24 protein-coding genes are annotated in these 25,577 nt (G+C 44.5%); 14 read left to right on the plus strand and 10 right to left on the minus strand.

Going from position 1 to position 25,577, the window contains the following annotated elements; all coding sequences use genetic code 11:
* Positions 1-14: 14 nt before the first annotated feature.
* Together cysS and ABIO93_RS07665 are read right to left on the minus strand one after the other, a co-directional pair.
* Positions 15-1,517, minus strand: coding sequence for a cysteine--tRNA ligase (gene cysS, locus ABIO93_RS07660; RefSeq protein WP_348066160.1), 1,503 nt, complete (start codon positions 1,515-1,517; stop codon positions 15-17).
* Positions 1,518-1,540: 23 nt separating this feature from the next.
* Positions 1,541-1,933, minus strand: coding sequence for a DUF5618 family protein (locus ABIO93_RS07665; protein WP_348066162.1), 393 nt, complete (start codon positions 1,931-1,933; stop codon positions 1,541-1,543).
* A gap of 195 nt (positions 1,934-2,128) precedes the next feature.
* Between ABIO93_RS07665 and ABIO93_RS07670 the strand changes: the two genes are divergently transcribed.
* The 3 genes from ABIO93_RS07670 (at position 2,129) to ABIO93_RS07680 (ending at position 4,541) form a co-directional block, all read left to right on the plus strand.
* Positions 2,129-3,046, plus strand: coding sequence for a PfkB family carbohydrate kinase (locus ABIO93_RS07670; RefSeq protein WP_348066164.1), 918 nt, complete (start codon positions 2,129-2,131; stop codon positions 3,044-3,046).
* A gap of 117 nt (positions 3,047-3,163) precedes the next feature.
* A complete protein-coding gene (locus ABIO93_RS07675) occupies positions 3,164-3,973 on the plus strand; it encodes a glycerophosphodiester phosphodiesterase family protein (protein WP_348066166.1) in 810 nt (269 codons plus the stop codon).
* Between the two features lie 25 nt (positions 3,974-3,998).
* Entirely contained in the window at positions 3,999-4,541 is a 543-nt protein-coding gene (locus tag ABIO93_RS07680; protein ID WP_348066168.1) for a hypothetical protein, read from the plus strand.
* On the opposite strand, the gene ABIO93_RS07685 is transcribed toward ABIO93_RS07680, so the two are convergent.
* From ABIO93_RS07685 to kdsA, 4 genes are all read right to left on the minus strand, one after another.
* Positions 4,535-5,068 carry a DNA-3-methyladenine glycosylase I gene (locus tag ABIO93_RS07685; RefSeq protein WP_348066170.1) on the minus strand — a complete coding sequence of 178 codons (534 nt, stop codon included), beginning with the start codon at positions 5,066-5,068 and terminating at the stop codon, positions 4,535-4,537. The two genes, ABIO93_RS07680 and ABIO93_RS07685, sit on opposite strands and share 7 nt — an antisense overlap.
* Before the next feature lie 38 nt (positions 5,069-5,106).
* On the minus strand, positions 5,107-5,565 hold the full coding sequence (locus ABIO93_RS07690) for a GyrI-like domain-containing protein (RefSeq protein ID WP_348066172.1): 459 nt from the start codon (positions 5,563-5,565) through the stop codon (positions 5,107-5,109).
* Between the two features lie 82 nt (positions 5,566-5,647).
* Positions 5,648-6,316, minus strand: coding sequence for a phosphatase PAP2 family protein (locus tag ABIO93_RS07695; protein ID WP_348066174.1), 669 nt, complete (start codon positions 6,314-6,316; stop codon positions 5,648-5,650).
* Entirely contained in the window at positions 6,313-7,125 is an 813-nt protein-coding gene (gene kdsA / locus ABIO93_RS07700; RefSeq protein ID WP_348066176.1) for a 3-deoxy-8-phosphooctulonate synthase, read from the minus strand. The genes ABIO93_RS07695 and kdsA overlap by 4 nt, the downstream gene beginning before the upstream one ends.
* Before the next feature lie 230 nt (positions 7,126-7,355).
* On the opposite strand from kdsA, the gene ABIO93_RS07705 reads away from it, so the two are divergent.
* The 5 genes from ABIO93_RS07705 (at position 7,356) to ABIO93_RS07725 (ending at position 12,075) form a co-directional block, all read left to right on the plus strand.
* Positions 7,356-7,592: an acyl carrier protein gene (locus tag ABIO93_RS07705; protein ID WP_015813362.1), complete on the plus strand. Its 237-nt coding sequence runs from the start codon at positions 7,356-7,358 to the stop codon at positions 7,590-7,592.
* 44 nt (positions 7,593-7,636) lie between these two features.
* On the plus strand, positions 7,637-8,890 hold the full coding sequence (gene fabF, locus ABIO93_RS07710; protein ID WP_348066179.1) for a beta-ketoacyl-ACP synthase II: 1,254 nt from the start codon (positions 7,637-7,639) through the stop codon (positions 8,888-8,890).
* Positions 8,891-8,911: 21 nt separating this feature from the next.
* Positions 8,912-9,658, plus strand: a complete 747-nt coding sequence (gene rnc, locus ABIO93_RS07715; RefSeq protein ID WP_348066181.1) for a ribonuclease III — start codon at positions 8,912-8,914, stop codon at positions 9,656-9,658.
* A 236-nt stretch (positions 9,659-9,894) separates the two neighbouring features.
* Positions 9,895-10,326, plus strand: coding sequence for an Hsp20/alpha crystallin family protein (locus tag ABIO93_RS07720; protein WP_348066183.1), 432 nt, complete (start codon positions 9,895-9,897; stop codon positions 10,324-10,326).
* A gap of 216 nt (positions 10,327-10,542) precedes the next feature.
* A complete protein-coding gene (locus tag ABIO93_RS07725; protein WP_348066185.1) occupies positions 10,543-12,075 on the plus strand; it encodes a Do family serine endopeptidase in 1,533 nt (510 codons plus the stop codon).
* 76 nt (positions 12,076-12,151) lie between these two features.
* Here ABIO93_RS07725 and ABIO93_RS07730 read toward each other — a convergent pair whose 3' ends face one another.
* Positions 12,152-13,786: a pseudouridine synthase gene (locus ABIO93_RS07730; protein ID WP_348066187.1), complete on the minus strand. Its 1,635-nt coding sequence runs from the start codon at positions 13,784-13,786 to the stop codon at positions 12,152-12,154.
* Positions 13,787-14,090: 304 nt separating this feature from the next.
* Between ABIO93_RS07730 and ABIO93_RS07735 the strand changes: the two genes are divergently transcribed.
* The 4 genes from ABIO93_RS07735 (at position 14,091) to ABIO93_RS07750 (ending at position 19,891) form a co-directional block, all read left to right on the plus strand.
* Entirely contained in the window at positions 14,091-16,040 is a 1,950-nt protein-coding gene (locus tag ABIO93_RS07735; RefSeq protein WP_348066189.1) for an acetoacetate--CoA ligase, read from the plus strand.
* A 105-nt stretch (positions 16,041-16,145) separates the two neighbouring features.
* Positions 16,146-17,849, plus strand: a complete 1,704-nt coding sequence (locus tag ABIO93_RS07740) for a S41 family peptidase (protein ID WP_348066191.1) — start codon at positions 16,146-16,148, stop codon at positions 17,847-17,849.
* 36 nt (positions 17,850-17,885) lie between these two features.
* A complete protein-coding gene (locus ABIO93_RS07745; protein ID WP_348066193.1) occupies positions 17,886-18,638 on the plus strand; it encodes an SDR family NAD(P)-dependent oxidoreductase in 753 nt (250 codons plus the stop codon).
* A gap of 23 nt (positions 18,639-18,661) precedes the next feature.
* Positions 18,662-19,891: an MFS transporter gene (locus ABIO93_RS07750; RefSeq protein ID WP_348066195.1), complete on the plus strand. Its 1,230-nt coding sequence runs from the start codon at positions 18,662-18,664 to the stop codon at positions 19,889-19,891.
* A gap of 20 nt (positions 19,892-19,911) precedes the next feature.
* On the opposite strand, the gene ABIO93_RS07755 is transcribed toward ABIO93_RS07750, so the two are convergent.
* The 3 genes from ABIO93_RS07755 to ABIO93_RS07765 all read right to left on the minus strand — a co-directional run bounded on the left by ABIO93_RS07755 (position 19,912) and on the right by ABIO93_RS07765 (position 24,242).
* Positions 19,912-20,598 (minus strand): peptidoglycan DD-metalloendopeptidase family protein, encoded by a 687-nt coding sequence (locus ABIO93_RS07755; protein ID WP_348066197.1) that lies wholly within the window; start codon positions 20,596-20,598, stop codon positions 19,912-19,914.
* Positions 20,599-20,649: 51 nt separating this feature from the next.
* A complete protein-coding gene (locus ABIO93_RS07760; RefSeq protein ID WP_348066198.1) occupies positions 20,650-23,223 on the minus strand; it encodes a zinc-dependent metalloprotease in 2,574 nt (857 codons plus the stop codon).
* A gap of 83 nt (positions 23,224-23,306) precedes the next feature.
* Entirely contained in the window at positions 23,307-24,242 is a 936-nt protein-coding gene (locus ABIO93_RS07765; RefSeq protein WP_348066200.1) for a phosphatase, read from the minus strand.
* Positions 24,243-24,399: 157 nt separating this feature from the next.
* Here ABIO93_RS07765 and rpsU point away from each other — a divergent pair, with 157 nt between their 5' ends.
* Complete coding sequence (gene rpsU / locus ABIO93_RS07770) at positions 24,400-24,594, plus strand: 30S ribosomal protein S21 (RefSeq protein ID WP_026629542.1); 195 nt, start codon at positions 24,400-24,402, stop codon at positions 24,592-24,594.
* Positions 24,595-24,699: 105 nt separating this feature from the next.
* Positions 24,700-25,572, plus strand: a complete 873-nt coding sequence (locus ABIO93_RS07775) for a tyrosine-type recombinase/integrase (RefSeq protein ID WP_348066202.1) — start codon at positions 24,700-24,702, stop codon at positions 25,570-25,572.
* Positions 25,573-25,577 lie beyond the last annotated feature (5 nt).

A 25,577-nucleotide genomic window follows, 5' to 3' on the forward strand; every position in this document is an offset into this window, starting at 1 on the left:
CCGGCGTCTTTTGATCATTCCTCATAAGCCCAGTCGATCCTCACTTTCGTGTCGCGGATCACCAGTCCCTGATTTTTGAAGTAAGAACGGATTTCATCGACTTTTTCGTAATTCCGTAACAATTTAAATTCGCTGTACAATTTCAGCATGCCGTCAAGAATACCGTAGCCTTCGGTCAATTCCTCTTTCAGGCCAAGCACATCTTCGAAGAAAATGACGAAATTTTCTTTCAGCGACGTGAAGACAGCTTCTCCCAATTGAGCCGTTTTTAGCTGACCCATATTGATCATATTAATGTATTTGAGCAAATTGAATAGGTTAGCAAATGCTACTGCGGTATTGAGGTCATCATTCATGGCACCGTAAAAACCATCAACGGATTTCTCAATGTCCGCTTTTTTAGCTTCGTCAGCTGCTACTCCGTCTTCATGCACATAGGTCATCAACTTGGCATTCCTTAAACCATTTGCGAGCTTTTTATAACCCTTATTGGCAGCTTTTAACGCCTCGTTTGAAAAATCCAATGTACTGCGATACTGGCTTTGTAACATGAAAAAACGAACACTCATCGGGCTGTACGCCTGATCCAGCAAGTCGTGATTTCCGGAAAACAATTCAGATGGAAGAAACGAGTTACCCAGTGATTTGGACATTTTTTGCCCATTCACCGTCAGCATATTGGTATGCATCCAATAGCGCACGGGCTCTTCACCGGTCAGGGATTTCCCTTGTGCGATCTCGCATTCATGGTGAGGGAATTTTAAATCCATTCCGCCGCCGTGAATGTCGAATTGCTTACCTAAGTACTTCGCACTCATGCAGGTACATTCAAGGTGCCAGCCAGGGAAACCCATTCCCCAGGGCGAATCCCATTGCATGATGTGTTCAGGACTGGCTTTTTTCCAAAGCGCAAAATCTAATGGATTGCGTTTTTCTGCTTGTCCGTCCAGGTCGCGGGTTTCGTTCAAAAGGTCTTCGATAACACGTCCGGAAAGCTTACCATACTCATTCCCGCCAGCCTGGTACTTATTAATATCAAAATACACGGAGCCATTGGATTCATAAGCCGCGCCTTTTTCTACCAGTTTTTGTACTGCTTCGATCTGTTCAATGAGGTGACCGGTCGCAGTAGGCTCGATACTTGGTGGTACTAGGTTGAAAATGGCAGAGACATCATGGAAATCATTGGTATACCGCTGCACGATTTCCATAGGTTCCAGCTTTTGCAGCTTCGCCATCTTGCCAATTTTGTCTTCACCCACTTCTCCGTCGCCCACCAAATGGCCCACATCCGTAATATTTCGAACGTAGCGTACCTTGTAACCAATGTGCGTCAGGTAACGATAGAGGATATCGAATGATAGAAACGTACGGATATTTCCTAAATGGACATTGTTATAAACGGTGGGACCACACACATACATTCCGACATAGGGAGCTGCAATGGGAACAAATACATCCTTTTTACGGGTAAGTGTATTGAATATTTTGAGAGGCTGGAAAGTTTGTGCGGTCATTTATATTTTACTTTCTTTTTGATCTAATATTTAGAAGATGGTTTTTCAAGTTTCATTTCAACCCATCCGATTATCTGCTCTGCTTTGTCTAGGCCAAGGTCTGCCAGTTCTGCACTTTTAGCGCCATCGTACCCCATTGCGAGATGAAGAATTTCATAAGCCAAAGCGAAGTTGGAAGTGACTTTTTTGTCCAAACCACTCAATTCTTTTTGATACCATTCGACACTCTTTCTTGTTCTCTTCTTTTTTTCACCGAATAATTCATTTAGAGCTAGTAAGACTCCTGTGTAAGCAGCATGTCCAGCTATTTTAACATATTTCGCGTCGCGATACAATCCATCCTGCTTTTTCGCATTGTTACTGAGAAACCCTTTTGCATTGTCAATGTGTCTTCTTGCTTCTGAGATTTCTTCCATTTAAGTATGTGTTGATAGTGAAGGATAAAAATTCGATCGTTTACAAAAATAGCAAATAACCAATGATTGATTAGTAACTGTTTAGCAGAAAGCTATCGCGCAAAATCGCTATTCGGTCGTTTTGATTATCTTCGCAGCGTTTTTATAACAAAGGCACAGTTTGAAACTAACTTAAAATCAATACAATACTTATTTATGAGTTTACTAACCGTAGGATCTGTTGCATTCGATGCGCTCGAAACACCATTTGGAAAAACAGACAAAATTATTGGCGGTGCAGCCACTTATATCACACTAGCGGCATCATATTTTACCAAAGAAAATAATCTGGTAGCAGTAGTTGGCGGTGATTTTCCAAAGGAAATGATTGACTTGCTGGAAGATCACGGCGTGAGCACTGAGGGACTGGAAATTGTTCAGGATGGCAAAACTTTCTTCTGGTCGGGTAAGTATCATGAAGATATGAACACCCGTGACACGCTGATCACTGAGCTGAATGTCATGGAGCATTTCGATCCGACCATTCCGGAATCCTACCAGGGAACTGAATTTCTGATGCTGGGTAATACGGTACCTGCTACTCAGAAACTGGTGATCGAACGCATGGCGAAACGCCCGAAGCTGATCATGCTCGATACCATGAATTTGTGGATGAACATTGCATTGGAAGATCTAAAAGCGGTTCTGAAACTGGTTGACTTGCTTACCATTAATGATGAAGAGGCGCGTCAGCTTTCAGGAGAGTATTCTCTTCGCAAGGCTGCTGCCAAGATCATGGCAATGGGGCCGAAAACGTTGATCATTAAAAAAGGAGAGCACGGCGCATTGTTGTTCCAGGATGATAGGATTTTCTTCGCGCCTGCATTGCCGCTGGAAGAAGTTTTCGATCCGACTGGTGCTGGCGACAGTTTTGCAGGCGGATTTATTGGTTATCTGGCTAGTACAGATGACATTTCCTTTGAAAACATGAAACGCGCGATTATTTATGGTTCAGCCATGGCGTCATTCTGTGTTGAGAAATTTGGAACAGAACGCCTGGTTAACCTTACTCAGGAGGAGATCACTGCAAGAGTTCAGGATTTTGTGAACCTTTCGAGTTTCGAGATTAAATAAATGAGTTTAAAGTTGATGGGTCTATGAGTTGAGAAAATATAATTCTTTTGCTTGTAGACTCATTTTTTGCATAAACCCCTCGTTAGTAACCTGCCCAAAGTTTTCAATCCAATGAATATGTCCTTCCGAAATGTCATAGCTATCCTGATTTTTGTCGCTGCGACATTACCAGCTAGTGCACAGCACCATCCTACATTGCCTCATTCAAAAAATAAAATTGTAGTAATTTCTCACCGCGGGAATCATGTTGAGTCGCCTGAAAACACATTAGCGTCCACCAGAGAGGCCATAAATTGCGGTTCTGACTATGTGGAAGTGGATCTGAGGACGACGAAAGACGGGCATTTGGTAGTACTGCACGATGCGAAAGTGGATCGGACAACCAATGGTTCGGGCAAAATTGCCGATATGACTTTGGCAGAAGTTAGAGATTTGCAGGTTTTTAACCGAAATAAAAAAACGCACCGTATTCCCGAATTCAAAGAAGTGCTGGCGCTTTGCAAAGGCAAAATCAACATATACCTCGACTTCAAGGAGGCGGACGTAGCGGAAACCTGGCGTCAGATTAAGGCGGCTGGAATGGAAAAGCAAGTGGTAGTTTACCTTAATAAAGAGGTGCAGTACCAACAATGGAAAGACGCGGCGCCGGAAGTACCTTTAATGACTAGCCTGCCAAAAGAAGTTACGACTGGCGAACAGCTGGCTGATTTTCTTAAAAAACTGCACATTCAGGTCCTTGACAATGTTGCTAACCACGAATTGGTAAAGGCCGCAAACAGTCATGGAGTAGCGGTTTGGCTGGATGTTCAGGACCCGAAAGAAGGCCCAGCTTCCTGGAATGAGGCATTACATAAAGGTGTTCAGGGATTGCAAACTGACAAACCTGCCGAAATGGTTAGTTTTATAAAAAAACTCGATACTAATTAACGTGAAATAATTATCTGCATTGATCATGAAAATTTTCAGAATTTCTCTTGGAATTATTTTCATTCTAAATGCCTGTAATTCTGCTCCTAAGACTGTAGCGGTGAATGATCTGCCAGCTAAACCCGTAGCGTTGCAAATTCCCTCTAACATCTTATATGCTGATATAGATCCTTTTATCTCGGTGAAAGGGATGACTACCCGCGAAGTAACCACCCTATTTGAGCAAATGCTCACTGCCGACCAGCAGTATCGTGACAGCCTGAATCACGGAAACAAACAAAATGAAGCGCTTTATTTGAAAAAAATGGTTGCGAATGATGAGGCAAACCTCAAAATTCTGGACAAAATCGTTCAGGAGTTTGGCTGGCCGGAGATAGATACTTTTGGTGCGAAAGCTGCTGAAACCGCATGGCTTATTATTTGGCATCAGCGAGGTAAAAGACACATTCTCTGCAAATACTTTGATCTGATGGAGAGCGCTGTTGCAAGGAAACAAATGAATGCGGCTTCATTCAATCAAATAAAAGACACGATCGAACAGTTATCGCCCGACCAAGTCGTTTATTGATTTGATGTGTTTAGATAAATCGGGCAGTCAGGGTCGTGGGCGCCGGGTAGGTAGCCGGTACTCATCAAAAATTCGTTGACGATTTCGCCGCCAGTGAATTTGAATGTCTTTTTGAAAAGCTTCACCCATTCCAGTTTGGTTAATGGGTGATTGGCATTGAGCCAGCCTTTGAACGAGCCGAAATCTTTTTTTAGCTCCAATATTTTCTGTGCATTCACGATCGCGGCATTGATTTTCAGACGATTTCGGATAATTCCGGGATCCTGCAAAAGCCGCTCGCGATCATTTTCATCGTAGGCAGCCACTCTTTCAATCGAAAAATTACTATAAGCCGAACGGAAGCTTTCCTGCTTGCGAAGCATTAACAACCAGCTCAGCCCGGCCTGGTTAATTTCCAAAAGCAATCGTCCAAACAATTCGTCGTCACTGTCGATTTGAAAACCGTACTGATGGTCGTGGTAATGCTTATGAAGCAGATAATCAGCTTCTTCTGAAATATTATTGTTGACGAAAGTGCAATATGACATGCTGGTAATTATTACTTAATGAAGTAGCGATCGAATGCTTATTTCAAAATCCCGATCTGAATTTCTGTAATGTTTCGCTCGGGATTTTCGAAATCCATATTAATATAAATTTCACGATTTTCACCTGAAAACGCCAAGTTTCCGGAAATGATTGAGGACACCAATGTACCATAAGCTTCGCCAAATCCATTCCAGTCTCCGTAAAGCTGATCGGTGGCGCATTCGAACTTGTCCAGGTATTTTGTTTGAAATGCAGAGTTTGCCAATTCAGGCTTTGGAGAAACGGGCAAGGCGATGGTCAATGTGAATACCGTTTCAGGATTGCCATCCGCACCATTGTAAATCCAGTACACAGGGCCATTGATCTCTAAATTATTCTGGACCGCATCCCGGTAGAGTGTATGCGCGACATGGCGAATATGTTCGGAAATTTCCTTTAATGAGGTCTGTGTTTCGAAATACAAAACATGGATGGGCTGAATAGTTTTAAGCTGCATTTTGCGGTCGGTTTAATTTGTTTATGCAAATGAAACGGCTTCCAATGACAACCCTATGTCAGTAGTTGTGTGAAAATTCATTTTAATGTTTCATCCGGCGAACCTTCTGTTGCAGCCACGGATAACTGATGTACAATACCTTTGTCGCGCCTATCCCTATTCCCGCACCCATGAGTACATCCGCGAGCCAGTGCTTGTTGTTGAGCACGCGTAATGCACCCACGGCTGTGGCAGTACCATACCCTCCAATGCTGTAAAGAACGCTTCGCCGCCCATATTCTTCGTGCAAAAGGGTAGCATTGGTGAAAGCAGTAGTAGCATGTCCCGATGGAAAAGAGTGATAATCTTCACCATTGGGCCGAGGGTAACGCACAATTCTCTTCAAACTCTGCGTCACTCCCTGCGCTACCAGATTGGAAAGCAAAGCCAGAATAACCTGATCCCCGAGGGAATGCTTGCCTTTTACGCCCGAAGCCGCAAGGCTCAAACTGACCACTCCCGGCGCATAAGGCAGGAAGTCGTCCACATTAGTACGAAAGTCTGGGTATCTGGAAACCACATTTTCCTGCAAATGCCTGCTGATTCTGCCCTGCACGATCAGAGCAGCAATCCCCAGGGATACTGGCGGAATTACATCGCCAGCTTTGACCGTCCAGAGCGTGGAATCTCTTTGCGCCAGCGATTCCTGACTGAAAAAATTACAGCACAGGAAAAGGCATAACAAATGTGTCCGGGCCAATTTTAACATCATAGGATCGCTTCTCTCACACGCACGAGTCTTTCCAAAAGGCCTTCCAGCTGATCCAGCGGCAACATATTAGCACCATCGGATTTCGCCTCGGCAGGATTAAAATGGGTTTCTATAAAGAGCCCGTCCGCACCGACTGCGATAGCCGCTTTGGCAATCGTCTCGATCAGCTTCGGTTTGCCGCCTGTTACGCCGGAAGTTTGGTTAGGTTGCTGTAAAGAATGCGTACAATCCATCACGATGGGTACACCAAATGAAGCCATTTCGGGAAGATTACGGTAATCGACGACGAGGTCGCCGTAACCAAAACTATTTCCACGGTCAGTTAAAATTACCTGGCAGTCGGGATTGACCTCATTGATTTTTTCAACTGCAAATTTCATAGAACCTCCCGAAAGAAACTGTCCTTTTTTCACATTGACAGCCTTGCCAGTTCTTGCAGCGGCAGCGAGCAGTTCGGTTTGCCGACATAAAAACGCTGGAATTTGAAGTACATCTACATACTCAGCGGCAAGTGCAGCTTCATGCGATTCATGGATGTCGGTAACGGTAGGTATGCCGAATGTTTGGTGTACTTCCTGTAAAATTTTCAGTGCTTTTTCGTCCCCTATGCCCGTAAACGAGTCGATTTTTGTCCTGTTGGCTTTGCGGTAGGAGCCTTTGAAAATATATGGAATGCGCAGTCGGTCGGTAATGGTTACGATATGTTCAGCGATACGGAGCGCCATATCGCGGCCTTCGATCGCGCAGGGGCCCGCCATCAGGAAAAATTGGGGAGAATCCGTGTTTTTTAAATCAGGTATTGAAATCATACTGTCATTAATCTGTGAACAATAAAAGTTTCGCGAATGTACAGTTATCCGTAATGTTCTCTATATGATGGATAGATTTCTTGAAACTTAACCCGGGTAAGCATTTGATTTTCTGCTTTTTTTATTTTCGGTGTACGGTACACTATAAAATGAATGGACTAAAAAAATTTTGAAAAAGTGAACTGAAATATCTTTCTTTGTTGCGATTTTAACCAAAAAGTGATTATAAAATGTCAGCAATTGCAGAAAGAGTTAAGCAAATTATCGTCGAGAAACTCGGCGTAGAAGAGTCGGAGGTTACACCGGAAGCAAACTTCCAGAACGACTTGGGAGCGGACTCTCTAGATACCGTTGAATTGATTATGGAATTTGAAAAAGAATTCAATCTATCTATCCCTGATGATCAGGCAGAGAACATTGGTACAGTTGGCCAGGCTGTTGCATATCTGGAAGAAAACGTGAAGTAATTCGGTTTCTTTGCTGTATCATCTTCTATTTCTGTCCCTATTTTATGAGTTTTAAGCGAGTTGTAATTACAGGAATGGGTGCATTGACGCCCATCGGGAATGATGTTTCTACCTTTTGGACAAATTTGGTTGCAGGTGTAAGCGGTGCAGCACCTATCACGCGTTTCGATGCTGAGAAGTTTCGTACCCGTTTTGCCTGCGAGATAAAAGGTCTGGATATCAATAATTACATTCCGCGACAGGAAGCCCGTAAAATGGACCCTTTTGCACAGTACGCCGTCATTGCAGCAGATGAAGCAATGACGGACGCCGGCTTTGACGCAGATACGCTTGATCTCGACAAAGCCGGTGTTATTTGGGGTACCGGAATAGGCGGGTTGAAAACCTTCGAAGACGAAGTGATCAACTATGCCGAAAACGGTAAAATCCCACGGTTTAATCCATTCTTCATTCCCAAGATGATCGTGGATAGCGCCTCGGGAGTATTATCCATCCGCTACGGATTCCGGGGGCCTAATTTTATTACAGTATCTGCCTGTGCTTCTGCTACTAATGCATTAATCGACGCCTTCAATTATATCAAGCTCGGCATGATGAATGTCTGCATTTCGGGAGGTTCCGAAGCAGCTGTTACCATTGCAGGGGTTGGAGGTTTCAATGCATTAAAAGCATTATCAGAAAGAAATGATTCTCCTGAAACAGCCTCACGTCCTTACGATAAGGACCGCGACGGATTTGTACTCGGAGAAGGCGGAGCAGCTCTTATTCTGGAAGAACTCGAACATGCAAAAGCGAGGGGAGCTAAAATATACGCTGAAATGATCGGGGCCGGAATGTCATCCGACGCCTATCACATCACCGCTCCTCACCCGGAAGGTTTGGGGGCTCACATTGTCATGAAAAATGCAGTTGAAAATGCCGGTATCAAACCGGAAGACATCGACTACATTAATACGCACGGTACTTCAACTCCAATCGGAGATCCGCAGGAAATTAAAGCTATCGAGAAATTTTTCGGTGACCACGCCTACAAGCTTAGCATTAGTTCTACCAAGTCCATGACCGGCCATTTATTGGGCGGAGCAGGAGCAATAGAAGCGGCTGCCTGTATCATGGCTATCAGAGATCAGATTATCCCGCCCACTATCAATCATTTTACCGACGATCCGGAAATCAATCCAAGATTGAACCTTACTTTCAATAAGGCTCAGAAAAGAAATGTTAATATTGCACTAAGCAATACATTTGGTTTTGGAGGGCATAATGCATCAGTCATTTTCAAAAAATATGAGGACTGAGGACTGATTAACTTTTTACACTTGGCAAAGCGAATTCTTATACCGATACTCTCTCTTTTCAGAACCGGAAGTGCTGAGGATAAAAAATTTAAGGAATCGATTGCTCATGTAATTGGCGACCGGCCTTCCAATCTTGGCGTTTACCAGCTCGCATTCCGCCATACTTCCGCTTCCCGGGAAACAGCCATCAAAGGTTTTCGCGAGTCCAATGAAAGATTGGAGTATCTGGGAGATGCCGTTTTAGGCATGGTCGTAGCAGAATTCCTTTTCACCAAATATCCCTATAAAGACGAAGGTTTTTTAACAGAGATCCGTTCCCGCATTGTAAACCGCGAATCTCTTAATCAGATTTCAAGAAAGCTTGGCCTCGACCGGCTTATCGAATACGACGGCAACCGCCGCGGAATGTCTCCGAGATCTTCAATGTACGGCGACGCGCTGGAAGCGTTTGTAGGAGCTATTTACCTGGATAAGGGCTTTCGGTTCACCCGGACTTTTATCATTAGCAAACTAATTACACATTACGATCTGGACAACATTATCCAGAACAACGCCAACTTCAAAAGCCTCATCATCGAATGGGCGCAACGCGAGGGCAAAGAGATCCGTTTCGAAATTCTGGAAGAGCGGGGAACACGGCATCATCGCGAATTCATTTCCCAAATCCTCGTTAACGACGAGCCATTTGCTACGGGCAATGGTTTTACCAAGAAAAAAGCCGAGCAATCTGCTTCTGAGCAGGCCTGCGTTTTACTGGAATTAAAATAAGCTTCATTTTACGCTAAATTGGGTTGCTGGTCTGCAAACAGCAAACGAGACATTTTGTGCGTTCGCTTTTGATAAAAATCGGCCATTTTGTCAGTTAATTTGTGATTTTAGGCAAAATAACGACATTTTGTCCTATATTTTAAGTGTTTTTTCAAAAGGTATAGAAGTTGATAATGACAGTGCATAACCGCAACGGTTAAAACTGAAATTTACAAACAACAAAAAACCTTATAGCAATGAGCACATTAGTCAAAACACATTTCGCAGGTCCATCTTATTTGAACGGATTTTTTGGTAAGGATCTATTGAATGAATTCAACACGCCTGCTTTCTCAGGAAGTGTACCAGCTGTAAATGTTATTGAAAGTCAGGAAGGGTTCCGCATTGAAGTGGCTGCTCCCGGTTTACAGAAATCAGATTTCAAACTGAATCTTGAAAAAAACCAACTGACCATTTCGGGCCAAAAAGAGCAAAAAGAAGAGGATACCAATGAAAAGTATACCCGCAAAGAATTCAAGTATACTTCGTTCCAACGTACTTTCACATTGCCTAACTCAGTGGATGGCGATAAAATTGAGGCTAGTTACTCCGAAGGTATTTTGAGCGTAGCATTGCCAAAACGTGAAGAAGCTAAGGAAAAACCTGCCCGTGCAATCGAAGTTGCCTGATCTTTTAAGCATTAGAAAAAGGCGTTATTTGCGAAAATAACGCCTTTTTTATGAGCAGGGAGCAATACAAAATTCTCATATTCGTCTGGCAGGATATTTTAGTAATTATCAAATACGATATCTTTGTTAAAATATGTTAAAAGAGCTGGACACGGGAATAAATTGTTATTTGCTTTGCGTTATTCATTCACAAAAATATAACCCCAACATATGTCTATGAAAACAAATTGGAAAGGTTTAGTGTTGGTTGGGTTGATTTCAAGTGCATCAACCCTCGCTGGCTTTAAACTTCTTGGTAATGATAGTGATAGAGATGTAATTTTTAAAGAGGCTCCATCCGAATCTATTAACCGTTTTACTTCGACCGGAGCTCCGGTGGGCGCCCCTGGTGATTTTGTATACGCAGCTGAGGCCACTACTCCAACAGTGGTGCACATTAAGTCCACGATGACTCGCCAGTCATCGAGAGGCCAGCAGCAGATCCCTGATATATTCAAAGATTTCTTTGGTGACGATTTCGGAGGAGGTTCACGCGGCCCGCAATCTCAGGAAGCGTCGGGTTCAGGAGTTATCATTTCCCCTGATGGCTACATTGTAACCAATAACCACGTCGTGGAAGGAGCTCAGGAGTTGGAAGTGACCTTGCATAACAAAGGTAAATTTAGGGCGAAAGTGATTGGTGCTGATCCATCTACGGATATTGCAGTGATTAAAATAGAAGCCAAAGACCTTCCGGCCGTGACCATCGGCAATTCTGATGCGGTGAAAGTAGGAGAATGGGTAGTGGCAGTAGGAAATCCTTTTAACCTGGAATCAACTGTAACTGCGGGTATTATCAGTGCAAAAGGTCGCGGATTGGGTATCATTGGCCAGTCAAGCCGTCGTAATGGCGTGACGCCAGCTTCTACTGCAGCAGGTGATTCTCCATTAGAATCATTCATTCAAACGGATGCCGTTGTGAACCCTGGTAACAGCGGTGGTGCATTGGTAAACCTGAAAGGGGAGTTGATCGGTATCAATACGGCCATTGCCAGCCCGACAGGAAGCTTTGCAGGTTATGCATTCGCAGTTCCTTCCAGCATTGTTAAGAAAGTATCAGGCGATCTGATCAAGTTCGGAAATGTGCAACGCGGCTACCTCGGTATCGCATTGGACGATCTGGACAGCAGAAAAGCAGAAGAGTATGGCGTGAAGGTGAACGACGGTGTGTATGTACGTGAATTCACTGAAAATAGTGCAGCCAAGGCAGGCGGTGTGGACAAAGGTGACGTGATCGTGAAAGTAGACGGACTGAACATTCATTCAATTCCTGAACTGCAACAGTCGATCGGTCTGCACAAGCCTGGCGATAAAGTGAACCTGACTGTGAATCGTGATGGTAAAGAAAAAGACCTTTCGATTACATTGCGTAACCGTACCGGTGGTTCTGAAATTATCAAACGTGACGAAACAGCAGCTGTTATGAACACGCTGGGTGCCCAATTCGGTAACCTGAGCGACGCTGAAAAACAACGTCTTGTCCGTTACAAAATAGATGGTGGAGTGAAAGTACTATCCATTGACGGCGGTAAATTTGCCCGCTCACAAGTGGAAGAAGGCTTTATCATCACCAAAGTGAATGGAAAGGCAGTGAAGACTGTGAAAGAATTCGAATCAGCAATTGCCGGCAAAGAAGAATCAATGGTGCAGTTTGAAGGGCTTTATCCTGATGCTCCATACGATGTTTACTCGTTCGGCTTCCGGATGTAATATTATTGAGGTTCAAAAAAGAAACCGGCTGTTATGTTTATCATAGCAGCCGGTTTTCTTATGTATCGGATTTGAATTAGAGCATAAATTTCAGTTTTACGACTTCCTTTTCGCTCAAAAACCGCCATTTCCCGCGGGGCAAATCCTTTTTATTTAATCCTGCAAAAACAGTACGGTCCAGTTTCTGAACTTCGTAACCCATGTGTTCGAACATCCGGCGAACAATGCGGTTGCGTCCGCTGTGAATTTCCAAACCGACTACCATTGCATCCGGTGTTACAATTCCAACTTCGTCGGGCCGGATAAATCCGTCTTCCAGTTCAAGGCCGTGCTGTAACAACTCGAAATCCTCAGTAGTAATGGGCTTGTCGAGCTCAGCCTGGTATATTTTCTTGATACCGCCTGACGGGTGCGTCAGCTTTTCAGCCAGTTCGCCATCATTGGTCAGCAATAGTAACCCAGTCGTATTTCTGTCGAGTCTTCCTACCGGGTACACGCGTTCAACACATGCGCCCTGGATCAGGTCCAGCACCGTTTTACGCTCTTCCGGATCGTCGGTCGTAGTAATGTAATCCTTCGGCTTGTTGATTAGGATATAAACCATTTTTTCAGGGTTCAATGCCTTCTTACCGTATTTGACAACATCGGTACGATGAACTTTATAGCCCATTTCGGTAATGGTCTTACCGTTCACCGAAATCTGGCCGGAAGCAATCAGGTCGTCAGCTTCACGTCGTGAACAAATACCAGCATTGGCGATGTACCTGTTCAGACGTATTTCTTCGCTTTCTTCCTTTTTGTTCTTTGGAGCATTCTTTTTTTCATATTCCGACAGATTGTATCTCGGAGCGCTCTCAAAACGTCCTACTCTGCGATCTGCTCCACGATCTTCTACTGGCGCGGGCTGTTCTTCTTTCGGCTCGCGCTCTCTGAAATTCCGAGCGCCGGAGGCGTCAGATTCGTCTTTTTTTTTAAAAACAGGACGTTCTTGTCTGTCGCGCGGCGTAAATGAACGCGCAGGACGATCCGATTCTGTCCTTGGTTTGAACTCACGGGACCCGGTGTTTCCGGTCGAACGCGGCCTTTCAGTTCTCTCACTATTAAATGGACGTTCGCCACGATCCGATTCTGTTCTTGGTCTGAATTCCCTTGAATCATTTTCACGGTCGGGACGTGGCCGCTCAGGTTTGTCGCCAAATGCACGTCTTACGCCTTTCGGCCGATTATCATCACGTGGCCTGTCATGATCACGCGGCCTGTCGTTATCCCTTGGTTTGAACTCGCCTCTTGGCTTATATTCCTCCCTTGGCTTAAATGAGCGTCCTTCTCTTTCAGGACCAGTTTTACCAAAATCCTTTCTTTCTCCACCACGATTTTCACCATCGCGGCTAAATGTGCGAGGTCTGTCGGAAGCAGGTTTTCCTTCGCCATATTTTTTGAATTCAGGCTTGTCAAAACGCGGCCTTTCGGTACGCGGTTTTTCATGGTCAAAATTCGGCCTGGCTTTGGGTCCTGTATTTTCTGTGTTGGAATCCGCCTTTCTTAAACTTGATTTTTTAATACTGGGCTTGCTGAAACGGCTCTCTGCTTCTGGCCGTGCTTTTTTAAACGGACGGGCTGAACCGTCATTGCTTTTGCGGAAGGAGCCTGTCCCACCGTTCGAAGGACGCGAAGCGCCGGCTTCCTTCGAATTGGTTGTTCTTTTTCTCATTAGGAATGCAGTATCACTACTGGAGTTTTTTTTCCTCTTAACAAATTTACCGTGTAACTGATGGTGATTTTATTGGTAATCAACTTACTATGTTGCCACTAAAATCAGTTAACTAACGTATCTGATGATCAGAGTACTAGTAATTTTAAAATTTTAGGGAACAAAGATACGGTAATTTTTTGAGTAAATATTTTTGTTTCTGTTTATGCCAAAAGTGACAAAGGAACGTTTATAAGTACTATCGGAGAAAACGGGTTGCAAATGCCTATTTTACCTATCTAAACCTTCATCAAAAGTATTGAATATGTCAACTGACGTTCAGGACCAACCTTTATGGAAACCCGGAAAAGCTTTGCTGGAACAATCCAATCTCAGAAAATATATGGATTGGCTGTTCGTAAAAAAAGGACTTTATTTTCGCTCTTACCATGACCTGTGGGAATGGTCGGTGACGGATCTGGAAGATTTTTGGGAGAGCCTGTGGCAGTATTTCAATATCAAATCACACGATCTTTATCTGGAAGTTTTGCAAAAAACACTGAGCGGAATGATCGGTACCAAATGGTTTTCCCGCGCTAAGCTGAATTACGCAGAACATATTTTCAGGAATAAAACAAAAGATCGTCCCGCGATCATCTTTCAGTCAGAACAAGCAGAGTTAAGGGAAATTTCCTGGGAAACACTGGAAGCAGAGGTCGCAGCAGTGGCAACGTGGTTGAAGCAAAGAGGAGTAAGGTCAGGAGATCGTGTAGCAGGCGTTTTACCGAATATCCCACAGGCGGTTGTTGCTTTTCTGGCAACCAATGCAGTCGGGGCGGTGTGGTCATCCTGCTCGCCCGATTTTGGCAAAGCAGCGATTACCGAGCGGTTTTCACAAATTGAACCCAAAGTGCTTTTTATCGCTGACGGATATACCTACAATGGAAAGACGCACGATATGACTTCTTTCGCACAAGAATTGTCGGCGGCGCTACCGAGTGTGAAGGATACCGTTTTGGTTACCAACATTCATTCAGAAGCCCGGCCAGAGCGTTTTACAGCCTGGGAAGATATTTTGCATTTACAGCATTTCGGGATTGATTTTGAACCTGTTCCATTCGATCACCCGATCTGGATCCTGTATTCTTCCGGTACTACCGCCCAACCCAAAGCGATTACGCACAGTGTTGGTGGTTGCCTGATCGAGCATATGAAAGCGTTAATGCTGCATCAGAATGTTAAACCAGGCGACCGGTATTTCTGGTACTCTACTACTGGCTGGATGATGTGGAATTATGCATTGGGCTCCATGCTATGCGGCACCACGCTCGTGATGTACGATGGCGCACCTGCTTACCCATCGTCGCAAGTGCTGTGGACTCTGGCAGAAAAAGCAAAAATTACGCATTTCGGAAGTGGCGCGGCCTACTTTATTGCCTCCATGAAAAGCGGGGTAAGCATTACCTCTGAAAGACTTAATCATTTGGAAACCATTGGCTCCACTGGCTCACCATTGCCTCCTGATGTGTACGAATGGATCTATAAGCAGGTAAAAAAAGACGTCTGGCTGATCTCGCTGAGCGGAGGGACGGATGTATGTAGTGCGTTTGTGGGTGGTTGCCCGATCCTGCCTGTGTACGCGGGAGAAATTCAATGCCGGATGCTGGGATGCAGGATTGAAGCTTATGACGATCATGGTAAACCGGTACTCGACGAGTTGGGTGAAATGGTGATCACGCAGCCCATGCCTTCCATGCCTATTTATTTTTGGAATGATCCTGATGATGAGCGTTATCTGAGCAGCTACTTTGACGTTTACCCGAATGTATGGCGACACGGTGACTGGATTAAAATTACATCCAGAAAATCTGTGATCATCTACGGCCGGTCGGATGCGACCTTAAACCGTGGCGGTGTAAGGATCGGTACGGCGGAAATTTACCGTGCGGTTGAGAGTATCCCGGACGTGAAGGATAGCCTGGCGGTGTATCTTGAAAAAGAAAACGGAGAAGGTACGATCTCATTATTTGTAGTATTGACGAAGGACAAAACATTAACCGAAGAGCTGAAATCGCAGATTAAGAATGCCCTGCGCACCCAGTACAGCCCGCGCCACGTGCCCGACACGATTGAACAGGTGAACGATATTCCCTATACGATCAATGGTAAAAAAATGGAAGCTCCTATGAAGCGGATTTTAATGGGCCAGGACCCTGCCAAAGTGATCAATATCGATACCATGCGAAATCCCGAGTCGTTGAAGGCTTTTGTTTAACGCTGAGTTTCATTTGCATTAAGCAACCAAAATCGTTTACTTCACGTTAGAAAAATGTGCTCCGTGCGGGCAGATTTTATACCCCTTTCAAAAATCTCAACCAGCATGAATCCAGAAAAATCCCAGACACCGATTCATAATTCCAAGTCAGTGGTACGTTTGCCGATCATAATAGGCATTACCCTGGCAGCAGGGGTACTTTTAGGTAGTACGTTTTTCAGCGGCGGCAAGAAATTGTCGGATGTTGCCAAAGGATACGCCAAGTACCGGGAAGTGCTGATGCTGGTCGAAAACAATTATGTCGATTCTGTCAATACAGACGAGCTGGTGGATTTTTCCATTGCCAAAATGCTCGAAAAGCTAGATCCCCATACTGCCTATTTCAATACAGAAGAAGCTTCTGCCGCTCGCTCGCAATTGGAATCAGGATTTGACGGAATTGGCGTGGAATTCAACATTTACAATGATACCGTTTACGTGGTAACTCCATTGAGCGGAGGGCCATCCGAGACAGCCGGAATTCAGAGCGGTGACAGGATTATTTCTGTTAATAAAGAAAATCTTTCAGGGCCTGGTGTTACCAATGCGCAGGTTTACAAATTGTTACGCGGAAAAAGAGGTACCAAAGTGGACCTGGCCATTGAAAGGGTAGGGTTAAATGAAAAGATGAATTTCGCCGTGGTACGCGACCGTATCCCGACCTATTCGGTTGACGCGTCTTATATGGTGGATCAAGAAATTGGCTACATTAAAGTGAGCCGTTTTTCTGAAACTACATTCGATGAGTTCAAATCGGCATTGAAGACATTGAAAGCAGAAGGCCTTAAAAACCTGATCCTGGATCTGCGTGGTAACCCAGGCGGCTATATGGAACGCGCTACGAGCATGGCTGACGAATTTATTGCGGGCGATAAATTATTGGTATATACAGAAGGAAAAGACAGCCGTTTCGACAGAAAAACCCGTTCTCACGTGGATGGCCTTTTTGAACAGGGACCATTGATCGTACTCGTTGATGAGGGTAGTGCATCAGCATCTGAAATTTTGGCGGGAGCATTACAGGACCATGACCGCGCATTGGTTGTAGGCAGAAGATCTTACGGAAAAGGATTGGTACAAATGCCGATCAAATTAGCCGATGCTTCGGAACTGCGGCTCACGATTTCAAGATATTATACACCAAGCGGCCGCAGCATTCAGAAACCTTATGAGTTAGGAAAAGGAGAGGATTATAGCCAGGACCTGTCGCACCGGTACGAAAGCGGTGAATTGTTTAATGCCGACAGTATCAAATTTGATAAGACCAAAATATACAAAACCGACGGCGGACGCATTGTTTACGGGGGCGGGGGAATCACGCCAGATATTTTTGTGCCAAAAGATACGCTGCTGAACAGCAAGTATTTATTTGAATTATATTCCAAAAACATCATCCGGGAGTATGCATTGCGGTATGCGAATGAGAATAAGAAAAAGCTTGAAAAACAGTCTTTCAACGAGTTTCTAAGTTCTTTCCAAATCTCGGACGCTATGCTTTCGGAAATGGTAAAGGACGCTTCCAAATCAGGTATTAAACCTAACGAAAAAGAATTGCGCCATTCAAAATCATTGATCACTTCTCAAACAAAGGCGATCATTGGCCGGTATGTTTGGGGAAGGAAGCAAAAGAATGGGTTGAACAATGAGGTTTTTCAGGTACTCAATCCAACGGATAATGTTTATCAGCAAGCTGTTCAGCTGTTTAGCCAGGCAGCACAACTTGAAAAAGGCAAGTTCAGCAGCATGAACATTCCTAAAAACAAGGATTAGGCTGCTCATTTTATAGTAACGCATTAATAATTTGTAATGTCCCGAATTGCATTGATTACCGGAGCTACTTCCGGAATTGGAAAGGCAACTGCTGAAATTTTCGCTGATGCCGGCATTGACCTTATCCTTTGTGGCCGTCGTAAAGACCGGCTCGATGAAGTCGCTGGAACCCTCGCTTCCAAAGCAAAAGTAACCACATTGATTTTTGATGTCCGCGACAAAGGCGCGGTGCTGGCCATGATAGGCTCACTACCGGACGAATGGAAAAACATTGACATATTGATCAATAATGCTGGCAATGCACACGGCATGGGGTCGCTGGATGAAGGTGATACGGACGATTGGGATGCAATGATCGACGGAAATGTCAAAGGGTTACTTTACGTCTCCAAAGCTGTTATCCCATTATTATTGGAACGTGGAAAAGGTCATATCGTCAATATCAGTTCCATTGCAGGCAAACAGACCTATGCCAACGGCGCGGTTTATTGTGCGTCAAAAGCGGCTGTGGAAGTGCTGAGCGAAGGAATGCGGCTCGAACTGACACAGCATGGAATCAAGGTAACCAACGTTGCGCCGGGCGCAGTTGAAACTGAATTTTCTTTGGTGAGGTTTAAAGGGGACGAAAACCGTGCTGAAAAAGTATATCAGGGTTTTGATCCATTGCAGGCTAGCGACATTGCGGATGCTATTTTTTATGCAATTAATGCACCTGATCGCGTAACCATCGCAGATATTACCATTCTTGCGGGTGCTCAGTCAGCCGCAACAACCATTCACCGGAAATAGACCTTTTCCGGTTTTTATTGCTTATGAAAACTTTCAACGAAGGTGCTGCCGCCGACACTGCTGCGTCGCTCACTGCCTCACAAACAGTATTTCCTATATTGTTAGCATTGAGTTTCTCGCATTTGCTGAACGATACCATGCAATCCCTGATCCCGTCCATTTACCCAATGGTGAAGGACTCATTTCAATTAAGTTTCTCACAGATCGGCCTCATTACTTTTACTTTCCAGATTAGCGCGTCGGTGTTTCAACCATTGGTAGGCTCGTATACTGATAAAAGGCCACAGCCGTACGCGCTGGCTGTTGGGATGTGCTTTACGTTACTAGGGTTGATTTCCTTGTCTCTCGCTAATAGTTTCAATATTGTACTGGTATCTGTCGGCTTGATAGGTATCGGGTCCGCAGTCTTTCATCCGGAAGCTTCCCGCGTCGCACGTATGGCGTCGGGCGGAAAGCATGGGATGGCACAGTCGCTTTTCCAGGTAGGAGGGAACGCGGGTAGCTCGCTTGGGCCTTTGCTGGCTGCATTGATCTTACTACCGTATGGCAGGTTTCAGATCATCTGGTTTTCACTGGTGGCACTGCTGGCGATCGTGATTTTATCATGGGTAGGGGGCTGGTATAAGCAAAATCTAGCTCAAAATGTGGTTAAAAAGGCTGGTAGCGTTGTTAAACAGGACACGCACCTTTCAAAAGGGCAGGTTATATTTGCCATATCCATTCTGCTGCTGCTCATTTTCTCGAAATACATTTATATGAGCAGCATTTCTAGCTATTTCACTTTTTACCTGATCGATAAGTTTGGAGTGTCCATTCAAAGTTCGCAGATATACCTTTTCGCATTTCTGTTCGCGGTGGCGGCTGGTACCTTCATTGGTGGCCCAGTTGGTGATCGTATTGGCCGTAAGTATGTTATCTGGATTTCAATTCTGGGCGCCGCTCCTTTCGCATTACTGCTTCCCTATGTTAATCTGTTCTGGACAGGCGTGTTGAGCTGCGTGATTGGATTGATATTGTCGTCTGCTTTTTCAGCCATTCTGGTATACGCTCAGGAACTGATTCCAGGTAAAGTCGGAATGATCGCAGGCTTGTTTTTCGGATTCGCTTTCGGCATCGCGGGAATTGGTTCGGCAATATTAGGAAGCCTGGCCGATCAGACCAGCATTGAATACGTTTTTCGTATTTGTTCGTTTTTGCCGTTAATTGGCTTGTTGACGGGGTTTTTGCCTAATTTGGAGAAGGGGAAGGGTTGATTAGGCTGGACTGAATTTTTTCAAATCACCCCATTCTCACCAATTCTCAAAATCAAATTAGGATCAGGGCAAATGGATACATAATGTTCGCGGTCCTTAATGCTGCTTACTCCTGGAAAATCGCCGAGGTAGGAACCGATATCACTAATGATCTGCAAATGAAGGTGCGGCGGCCAGTCACCATTTTCGGGGTAAGGTCCTATTTCAGCAAATTTTTCACCGGCAGCAATGCTTTTCCCTTCGAAAAGGCCGTCTAGTGACGATAGCGATAAATGTCCGTAAAGAGTGAAGAATTTAATGTCCTCCAATTCGTGACTTAAAATAATGGTTGGCCCGTAGTCGCCGTAGTGATCATTGAAGGCAAAACTATACACGATGCCATTCAAAGGCGCATAAATAGCCTCGCCCGCCCCGGCCCATATATCCGTACCCAGGTGAATGCTCCTGGGGTTTTCCTCTTCCGATGTAAAATGCTTCCTATGCCTGTAAATAACGCGGTCTTCCCCATAGCCACCGATGCCGGTGAACGTATTTCCGGAAAGCATTTCTTCGAAAATATATTTTGAAAAAATATCTGTTTCCGAAAAGTCCCTTCGCAGCAATTCATGGTTATTCGCAGAGAAATCCAGTCTTCGGTAAGGTTTCTCATTTCGGATAACTGCAGCGAATTCGGTATGTTTCAGAAGTAACTGTTTGAGAGTGGCCATGGGTTGATAAAAAAGGAACTTACCAAGTCTCGAAGACTTGGCAAGTTTTATTTATTTCGGATCCAACGCTTGTTTGATTCGCTGGTGCACATCCTGCAAGTGGTACTTGGTATTTTTATCGGTATTTCTTGCTATTGCTCCCTGTAAAGTTGTTTTCAGGCTTTCCAAATGTGCTCTAGCCACAGAAGGTAAATCGGTTTTTTCCAGTTCAACGACTCTTGTTGAGAAGCCGTAAGTAATACCCACCGGCACCGACAACACATTCGCCTTGCCAGGTTTCAGTAAATCGATTAACTTTTCGGCATACACCTTTTGCAAGTTTCTACGATACAGATCAATGCTTTTACCCGTTTTCGCCTCCGACCATATGCCATTTTCAAGATCTGTAAAAAGATCATCCAGCGTATAGTTTTTCGCAGAAAGACCCGTTTCCATCAATCTGACAGCCCTGTCGCCCGCAAAGAGAGACGTTAATGTATATTCCTGTAAAGCTTTAATAGCCTCAACACCCGACTCCGGCTTGATCTTGCTTAGGATATTCTGGTCGAGCAACCATACCGGTGTTTTGAATAACTGCGTATTTAAAAAATCAATAGCGTCTTTCTGAGTAGCTTTTGGTACGGTCGTGAAAGTAGAACCATCCATGTCGTAGGTAGTCGGCGTATCGTAAATGCCACCGACGTTCTTGATCACATGACCCAGGTAGCGACGATATTGCGTGACGACATTACCATAAATTTCATCAAGCTCCTTATAACTTTCACCATCCTCCTTGCTCCATTCAATCAGATTTGGGATGATCCTTTTTAGGTTTTTAATACCATATTCAGAAGCTTTCATGGCATTGTCACTCAAATCTTCCGTTTGGTAGCGAGGGTCGTACGGACTGATCTCAGTTCCAAAATGCAGTCGAACATCCTTATACGCTTCCTTCGTCAGGTTGTTGAGCAATGCTTTCTCAGCCGCCACATCTTTGGCGTCCGTAAAATTGGAATATCCCCATTGAATGGCCCATTTGTCGTAATCGCCTATTCTTGGGAAAAGATTAGTAACACCATCTTCCGGCTGCGCCACGTAATTGAAACGCGCATAGTCCATGATCGACGAGGTATGTCCGTGCTGCTCTACCCAAGCTTTATCACGCAATTTTTCAACGGGTGTGGCCGAGCTAGCGCCCATGTTATGACGTAAGCCGAGCGTGTGACCGATTTCGTGCGAAGACACAAAACGTACCAGCTGGCCCATCAATTCATCATCAAATTTCTTTTTACGTGCATTTGGATCCACTGCCGCAGCCTGGATAATGTACCAGTTCCGGAGCAGCCGCATGACGTTATGGTACCAGCCAATGTGGCTTTCCAAAATTTCACCGCTTCTTGGATCGTGAACGTTAGGGCCGTAGGCATTCTGTATATCAGCCGCGAAGTAACGGATCACGGAATAGCGCGCATCTTCCAGGCTCATAGTAGTATCTTTTTCGGGCCAGTACTCACCTCGAATGGCGTTTTTCCATCCTGCTTTCTCAAACGCAGCCTGCCAGTCATCTACACCTGCTTTCAAATATTTGCGCCATTTTTCAGGAGTTGCCGGGTCGATATAATAAATGATGGGTTTCTTAGGTTCGATCAGTTCACCATTCTTTTGACGCTTTGCATCTTCTGCATTTTTAGGTTCCAATCTCCATCTCACCGCGAACACCTCAGTGTCAGATCGTTGAGATTCTTCTCCGAACACCGCATATTGGTTTGCAAAATACCCTACCCGGCTGTCAAAGATCCTTTTACGCATTGGTTTTTCAGGAAGCAGGATCAAGGAAGTATTCATTTCAAATGTAACCACACCCGCATCCAGTCCTGATGGCAGGTATTGACCGATAGACGGAACCGGCGTGGTTGTCAGCAACTGGGGTGCAACTGAAAATGTCTTTACGGTCCTGATTTCAGTATTAATCGGGTAGGAACTGATTTTTTCTATGTAGGAAGCTTCTTTTTTGAACGCAGTCAGTTTTAATAATTGCTTACTGATCGAGCTGAGCGAAAACACCTGGTTATCTGCATTAAAAAAATCCGTTACCTCAATAACGGATGATTTTGCACCCGGATCTTTTTTGACGGCTTTGATATCAAAAACGCCGATGATGGGGTCAGAATTGGAATTTTTTACGGCTTGAAAAATGGGTTTGGTGCTGTCCGGGCTGGCCACAACGATGGTTACCGAACGCAGCAGCAAATTGTTGTCCATTCCTTTTTCCCAGCGGATCATTTGCCTGTTTACTTCTTCTCCACCAAAAATCCCTCCACCCGCTGCCGTTTTAGAGTAGCGTGTAACGGCCATAATGTCGTGGTCAAGTAATGAATCAGGGATCTCGAAATACCACTTTTCATCCATTTTGTGGACTGAGATCATCCCTTTCTGGCTCACCGCACTGGTGTCGATCAGATCTTTGAAGGCTTTGGGGCCTTTCTTTTTGTCGTCTTTCAGCTTGTCTTTCACCGCCGTCGCAACTGCATCGACGGCTTTGTCAATCTTGATGTCTTCCTGTTTCTTTTTTTTTCTTTGCGCCTGAGCGTCATTCACATACAGGAAAACGAGTCCCGTGATAAGAAGGTAGCGTATTAATCTCATAGAGTTGGTTTGATAAAAACTGAATTACAAAAATAACAACTGGCATTACAGTGCGAGCGAATAATACGTTAGCGGTAACTTAATTATTTTGACATTAATTCGGCGAGAACGCCTTCTTTTAAGGCATAACTGGATACCTGCAATTTCCGGATTCCATGGCTTTTCAGGACATAATCGATCAGGCACACTGCAACCACGATCATATCGACGCGCAATTCGATCATTCCGGGGATGTCCATTCTTTCGGCATGATTTCCGGAGAGTATCAGCGCGTAAATACGGTAAAATTCTTCGATGGGTAATTCAAAATCAGTCTGTTTCCGGGATGGCCAGTCACTGGTGCGGTGATGAAAATCAATGTCGATTAATGTATCGAATGTACCGGACGAACCGACCAATTTTTCAGGAGCATACTGATGTACCGCATTGGCAAGGGGAATCAGGTTTTCTTCGAAATGATTATATAGGTTCTTTCTGTCTGACTGCGACAATGGATCGTTACGCATGAATTTTTCCATCAGTCGCTGACCACCTATCTCGAAGCTTTGTTTCCAGAAGATCTGAGACTGATTGCCAATGATAAATTCGACGCTTCCGCCACCGATATCCATAATGAGTGAGGGCGAATGTCCAATGTCGGCACCATTTCTGACTCCATAGTAAATGTATTCGGCTTCCCTGTTTCCGTCGATTACGGTAATGTCAATGCCTGTTTTGGTAAGGATCTGAGCGCAAAAGTCAGTTTTGTTATCCGCATTTCTAATGGCACTGGTTCCGAATGCAAATGTATTTTCAGGTTCAACATTAAATGAATCCAGTTTTTCCCGAAAATATAGCAGAACATCCATTGCCCGGTCTATTGCTTCCGGCGTGATGATCCGCTTGTTTATTCCGCCCAAACCAATCCTCGCTGGCCTGCTTTCATGAAAAATACTAGTAAAGCTTCCCGCGTTTTTATCGACGATCAGCAGATGAAAAGTATTTGTTCCTAAGTCAATAATTCCCAGTCGCGAGCTCATATCGGGCTGTTTAATCTGTTAATGGGTTTCCTCTCAGTGCAATGATTGCAAAAATAACCTAATATTAATGACTTATTTCTTGATTTTCTGTTTGATAAAGCTTTTCTTTGCAGTCCGATTTCAGAAACCAATTCAAAGAACATTATTTTTTATAAGCATGCTTATTATAAACATTAAAGACAACGAATCGATTGACCGCGCTCTTAAGCGTTACAAGAAAAAATTTGAAAGAACTGGTACAATGCGCCAGCTTCGTGCTCGTACTGCTTTCGAAAAACCATCTGTTAGACGTCGTTTCGAAGTTCTGCGTGCCGTTTACAAAGAAAAAACTTACGGTCATTTAGAAGACTAGTTCTCCGGAATTGCTTTCTGAAAGATTTCGATAGGATTATTATATCCATTCCATATGAAAAAGAGCTGTCTTGTGTTAGACGGCTCTTTTTCGTATGTTAGGCCTATGATAACCGCATTTCTGGAATTTTTGAAGTTTGAAAAACGGTCCAGCGTTCACACAGTCAAGTCATATGAGACTGATCTGGACCAGTTTCAGAAATACCTGCTTTTCCAATATGATATTAAAGCGCCGGAATCTGCGACATCTCCTATGTTGCGCTCCTGGGTTGTCAGTTTAATGGAAGAAGGCCTTAATCCTTCCTCTATTAATCGAAAAATAGCATCTCTTCGAGCTTATTATGGATTTTTGAGACGAAAAAAACACATTAGCGACGATCCTACCAAAATTCTCTCGGCATTAAAAACCCGCAAAAAGCTGCCGGCATTTGTGGAAGAAAAGGCCATGGAAATGCTGTTTGAGGCAGATACATTTACAGATGACTTCGCAGGAATCCGAGACCGTGTCATTCTGGAACTCCTTTATGGCAGTGGTATCCGGCTTGCAGAACTCATCGGTCTGGAAGAAAAGGACCTGGATCTGGCCGGACGAACGATTCGGGTTTTTGGTAAAAGGGCCAAGGAGCGGATCGTGCCGATTTCAACAACATTAATCGTTTTGCTGCGAAAATACCTGGAACAAAGGGCCCCGCTGGAAGGCGTGGACGCATTGATTATAACCGATTCCGGGAAAGAGGCTTATCCCGTTTTGATCCAGCGGACAGTTAAAAGATACTTATCCGCCGTCACCACGCTTTCTCAGAAAAGCCCCCACGTTTTACGTCATACTTACGCCACGCATTTGCTAAACCGGGGCGCAGATCTGAATGCAATTAAAGAACTTCTCGGACACGCTAATCTGGCGGCTACGCAGATCTACACGCACAACTCCATTGAAAAGCTTAAAAAAACGCATCAACAAGCCCATCCAAAGGCCTGAAACCC

The organism is Dyadobacter sp. (assembly GCF_039919315.1).
GTDB lineage: Bacteria > Bacteroidota > Bacteroidia > Cytophagales > Spirosomataceae > Dyadobacter.

What these genes read in the sequence shown, in the direction of transcription:
- cysS (WP_348066160.1), bottom strand. Translation starts at nt 1,517, where the DNA reads ATGACCGCACAAACTTTCCAGCCTCTCAAAATATTCAATACACTTACC.
- ABIO93_RS07665 (WP_348066162.1), bottom strand. Translation starts at nt 1,933, where the DNA reads ATGGAAGAAATCTCAGAAGCAAGAAGACACATTGACAATGCAAAAGGG.
- ABIO93_RS07670 (WP_348066164.1), top strand. Translation starts at nt 2,129, where the DNA reads ATGAGTTTACTAACCGTAGGATCTGTTGCATTCGATGCGCTCGAAACA.
- ABIO93_RS07675 (WP_348066166.1), top strand. Translation starts at nt 3,164, where the DNA reads ATGTCCTTCCGAAATGTCATAGCTATCCTGATTTTTGTCGCTGCGACA.
- ABIO93_RS07680 (WP_348066168.1), top strand. Translation starts at nt 3,999, where the DNA reads ATGAAAATTTTCAGAATTTCTCTTGGAATTATTTTCATTCTAAATGCC.
- ABIO93_RS07685 (WP_348066170.1), bottom strand. Translation starts at nt 5,068, where the DNA reads ATGTCATATTGCACTTTCGTCAACAATAATATTTCAGAAGAAGCTGAT.
- ABIO93_RS07690 (WP_348066172.1), bottom strand. Translation starts at nt 5,565, where the DNA reads ATGCAGCTTAAAACTATTCAGCCCATCCATGTTTTGTATTTCGAAACA.
- ABIO93_RS07695 (WP_348066174.1), bottom strand. Translation starts at nt 6,316, where the DNA reads ATGATGTTAAAATTGGCCCGGACACATTTGTTATGCCTTTTCCTGTGC.
- kdsA (WP_348066176.1), bottom strand. Translation starts at nt 7,125, where the DNA reads ATGATTTCAATACCTGATTTAAAAAACACGGATTCTCCCCAATTTTTC.
- ABIO93_RS07705 (WP_015813362.1), top strand. Translation starts at nt 7,356, where the DNA reads ATGTCAGCAATTGCAGAAAGAGTTAAGCAAATTATCGTCGAGAAACTC.
- fabF (WP_348066179.1), top strand. Translation starts at nt 7,637, where the DNA reads ATGAGTTTTAAGCGAGTTGTAATTACAGGAATGGGTGCATTGACGCCC.
- ABIO93_RS07720 (WP_348066183.1), top strand. Translation starts at nt 9,895, where the DNA reads ATGAGCACATTAGTCAAAACACATTTCGCAGGTCCATCTTATTTGAAC.
- ABIO93_RS07725 (WP_348066185.1), top strand. Translation starts at nt 10,543, where the DNA reads ATGAAAACAAATTGGAAAGGTTTAGTGTTGGTTGGGTTGATTTCAAGT.
- ABIO93_RS07730 (WP_348066187.1), bottom strand. Translation starts at nt 13,786, where the DNA reads ATGAGAAAAAGAACAACCAATTCGAAGGAAGCCGGCGCTTCGCGTCCT.
- ABIO93_RS07735 (WP_348066189.1), top strand. Translation starts at nt 14,091, where the DNA reads ATGTCAACTGACGTTCAGGACCAACCTTTATGGAAACCCGGAAAAGCT.
- ABIO93_RS07740 (WP_348066191.1), top strand. Translation starts at nt 16,146, where the DNA reads ATGAATCCAGAAAAATCCCAGACACCGATTCATAATTCCAAGTCAGTG.
- ABIO93_RS07745 (WP_348066193.1), top strand. Translation starts at nt 17,886, where the DNA reads ATGTCCCGAATTGCATTGATTACCGGAGCTACTTCCGGAATTGGAAAG.
- ABIO93_RS07750 (WP_348066195.1), top strand. Translation starts at nt 18,662, where the DNA reads ATGAAAACTTTCAACGAAGGTGCTGCCGCCGACACTGCTGCGTCGCTC.
- ABIO93_RS07755 (WP_348066197.1), bottom strand. Translation starts at nt 20,598, where the DNA reads ATGGCCACTCTCAAACAGTTACTTCTGAAACATACCGAATTCGCTGCA.
- ABIO93_RS07760 (WP_348066198.1), bottom strand. Translation starts at nt 23,223, where the DNA reads ATGAGATTAATACGCTACCTTCTTATCACGGGACTCGTTTTCCTGTAT.
- ABIO93_RS07765 (WP_348066200.1), bottom strand. Translation starts at nt 24,242, where the DNA reads ATGAGCTCGCGACTGGGAATTATTGACTTAGGAACAAATACTTTTCAT.
- rpsU (WP_026629542.1), top strand. Translation starts at nt 24,400, where the DNA reads ATGCTTATTATAAACATTAAAGACAACGAATCGATTGACCGCGCTCTT.
- ABIO93_RS07775 (WP_348066202.1), top strand. Translation starts at nt 24,700, where the DNA reads ATGATAACCGCATTTCTGGAATTTTTGAAGTTTGAAAAACGGTCCAGC.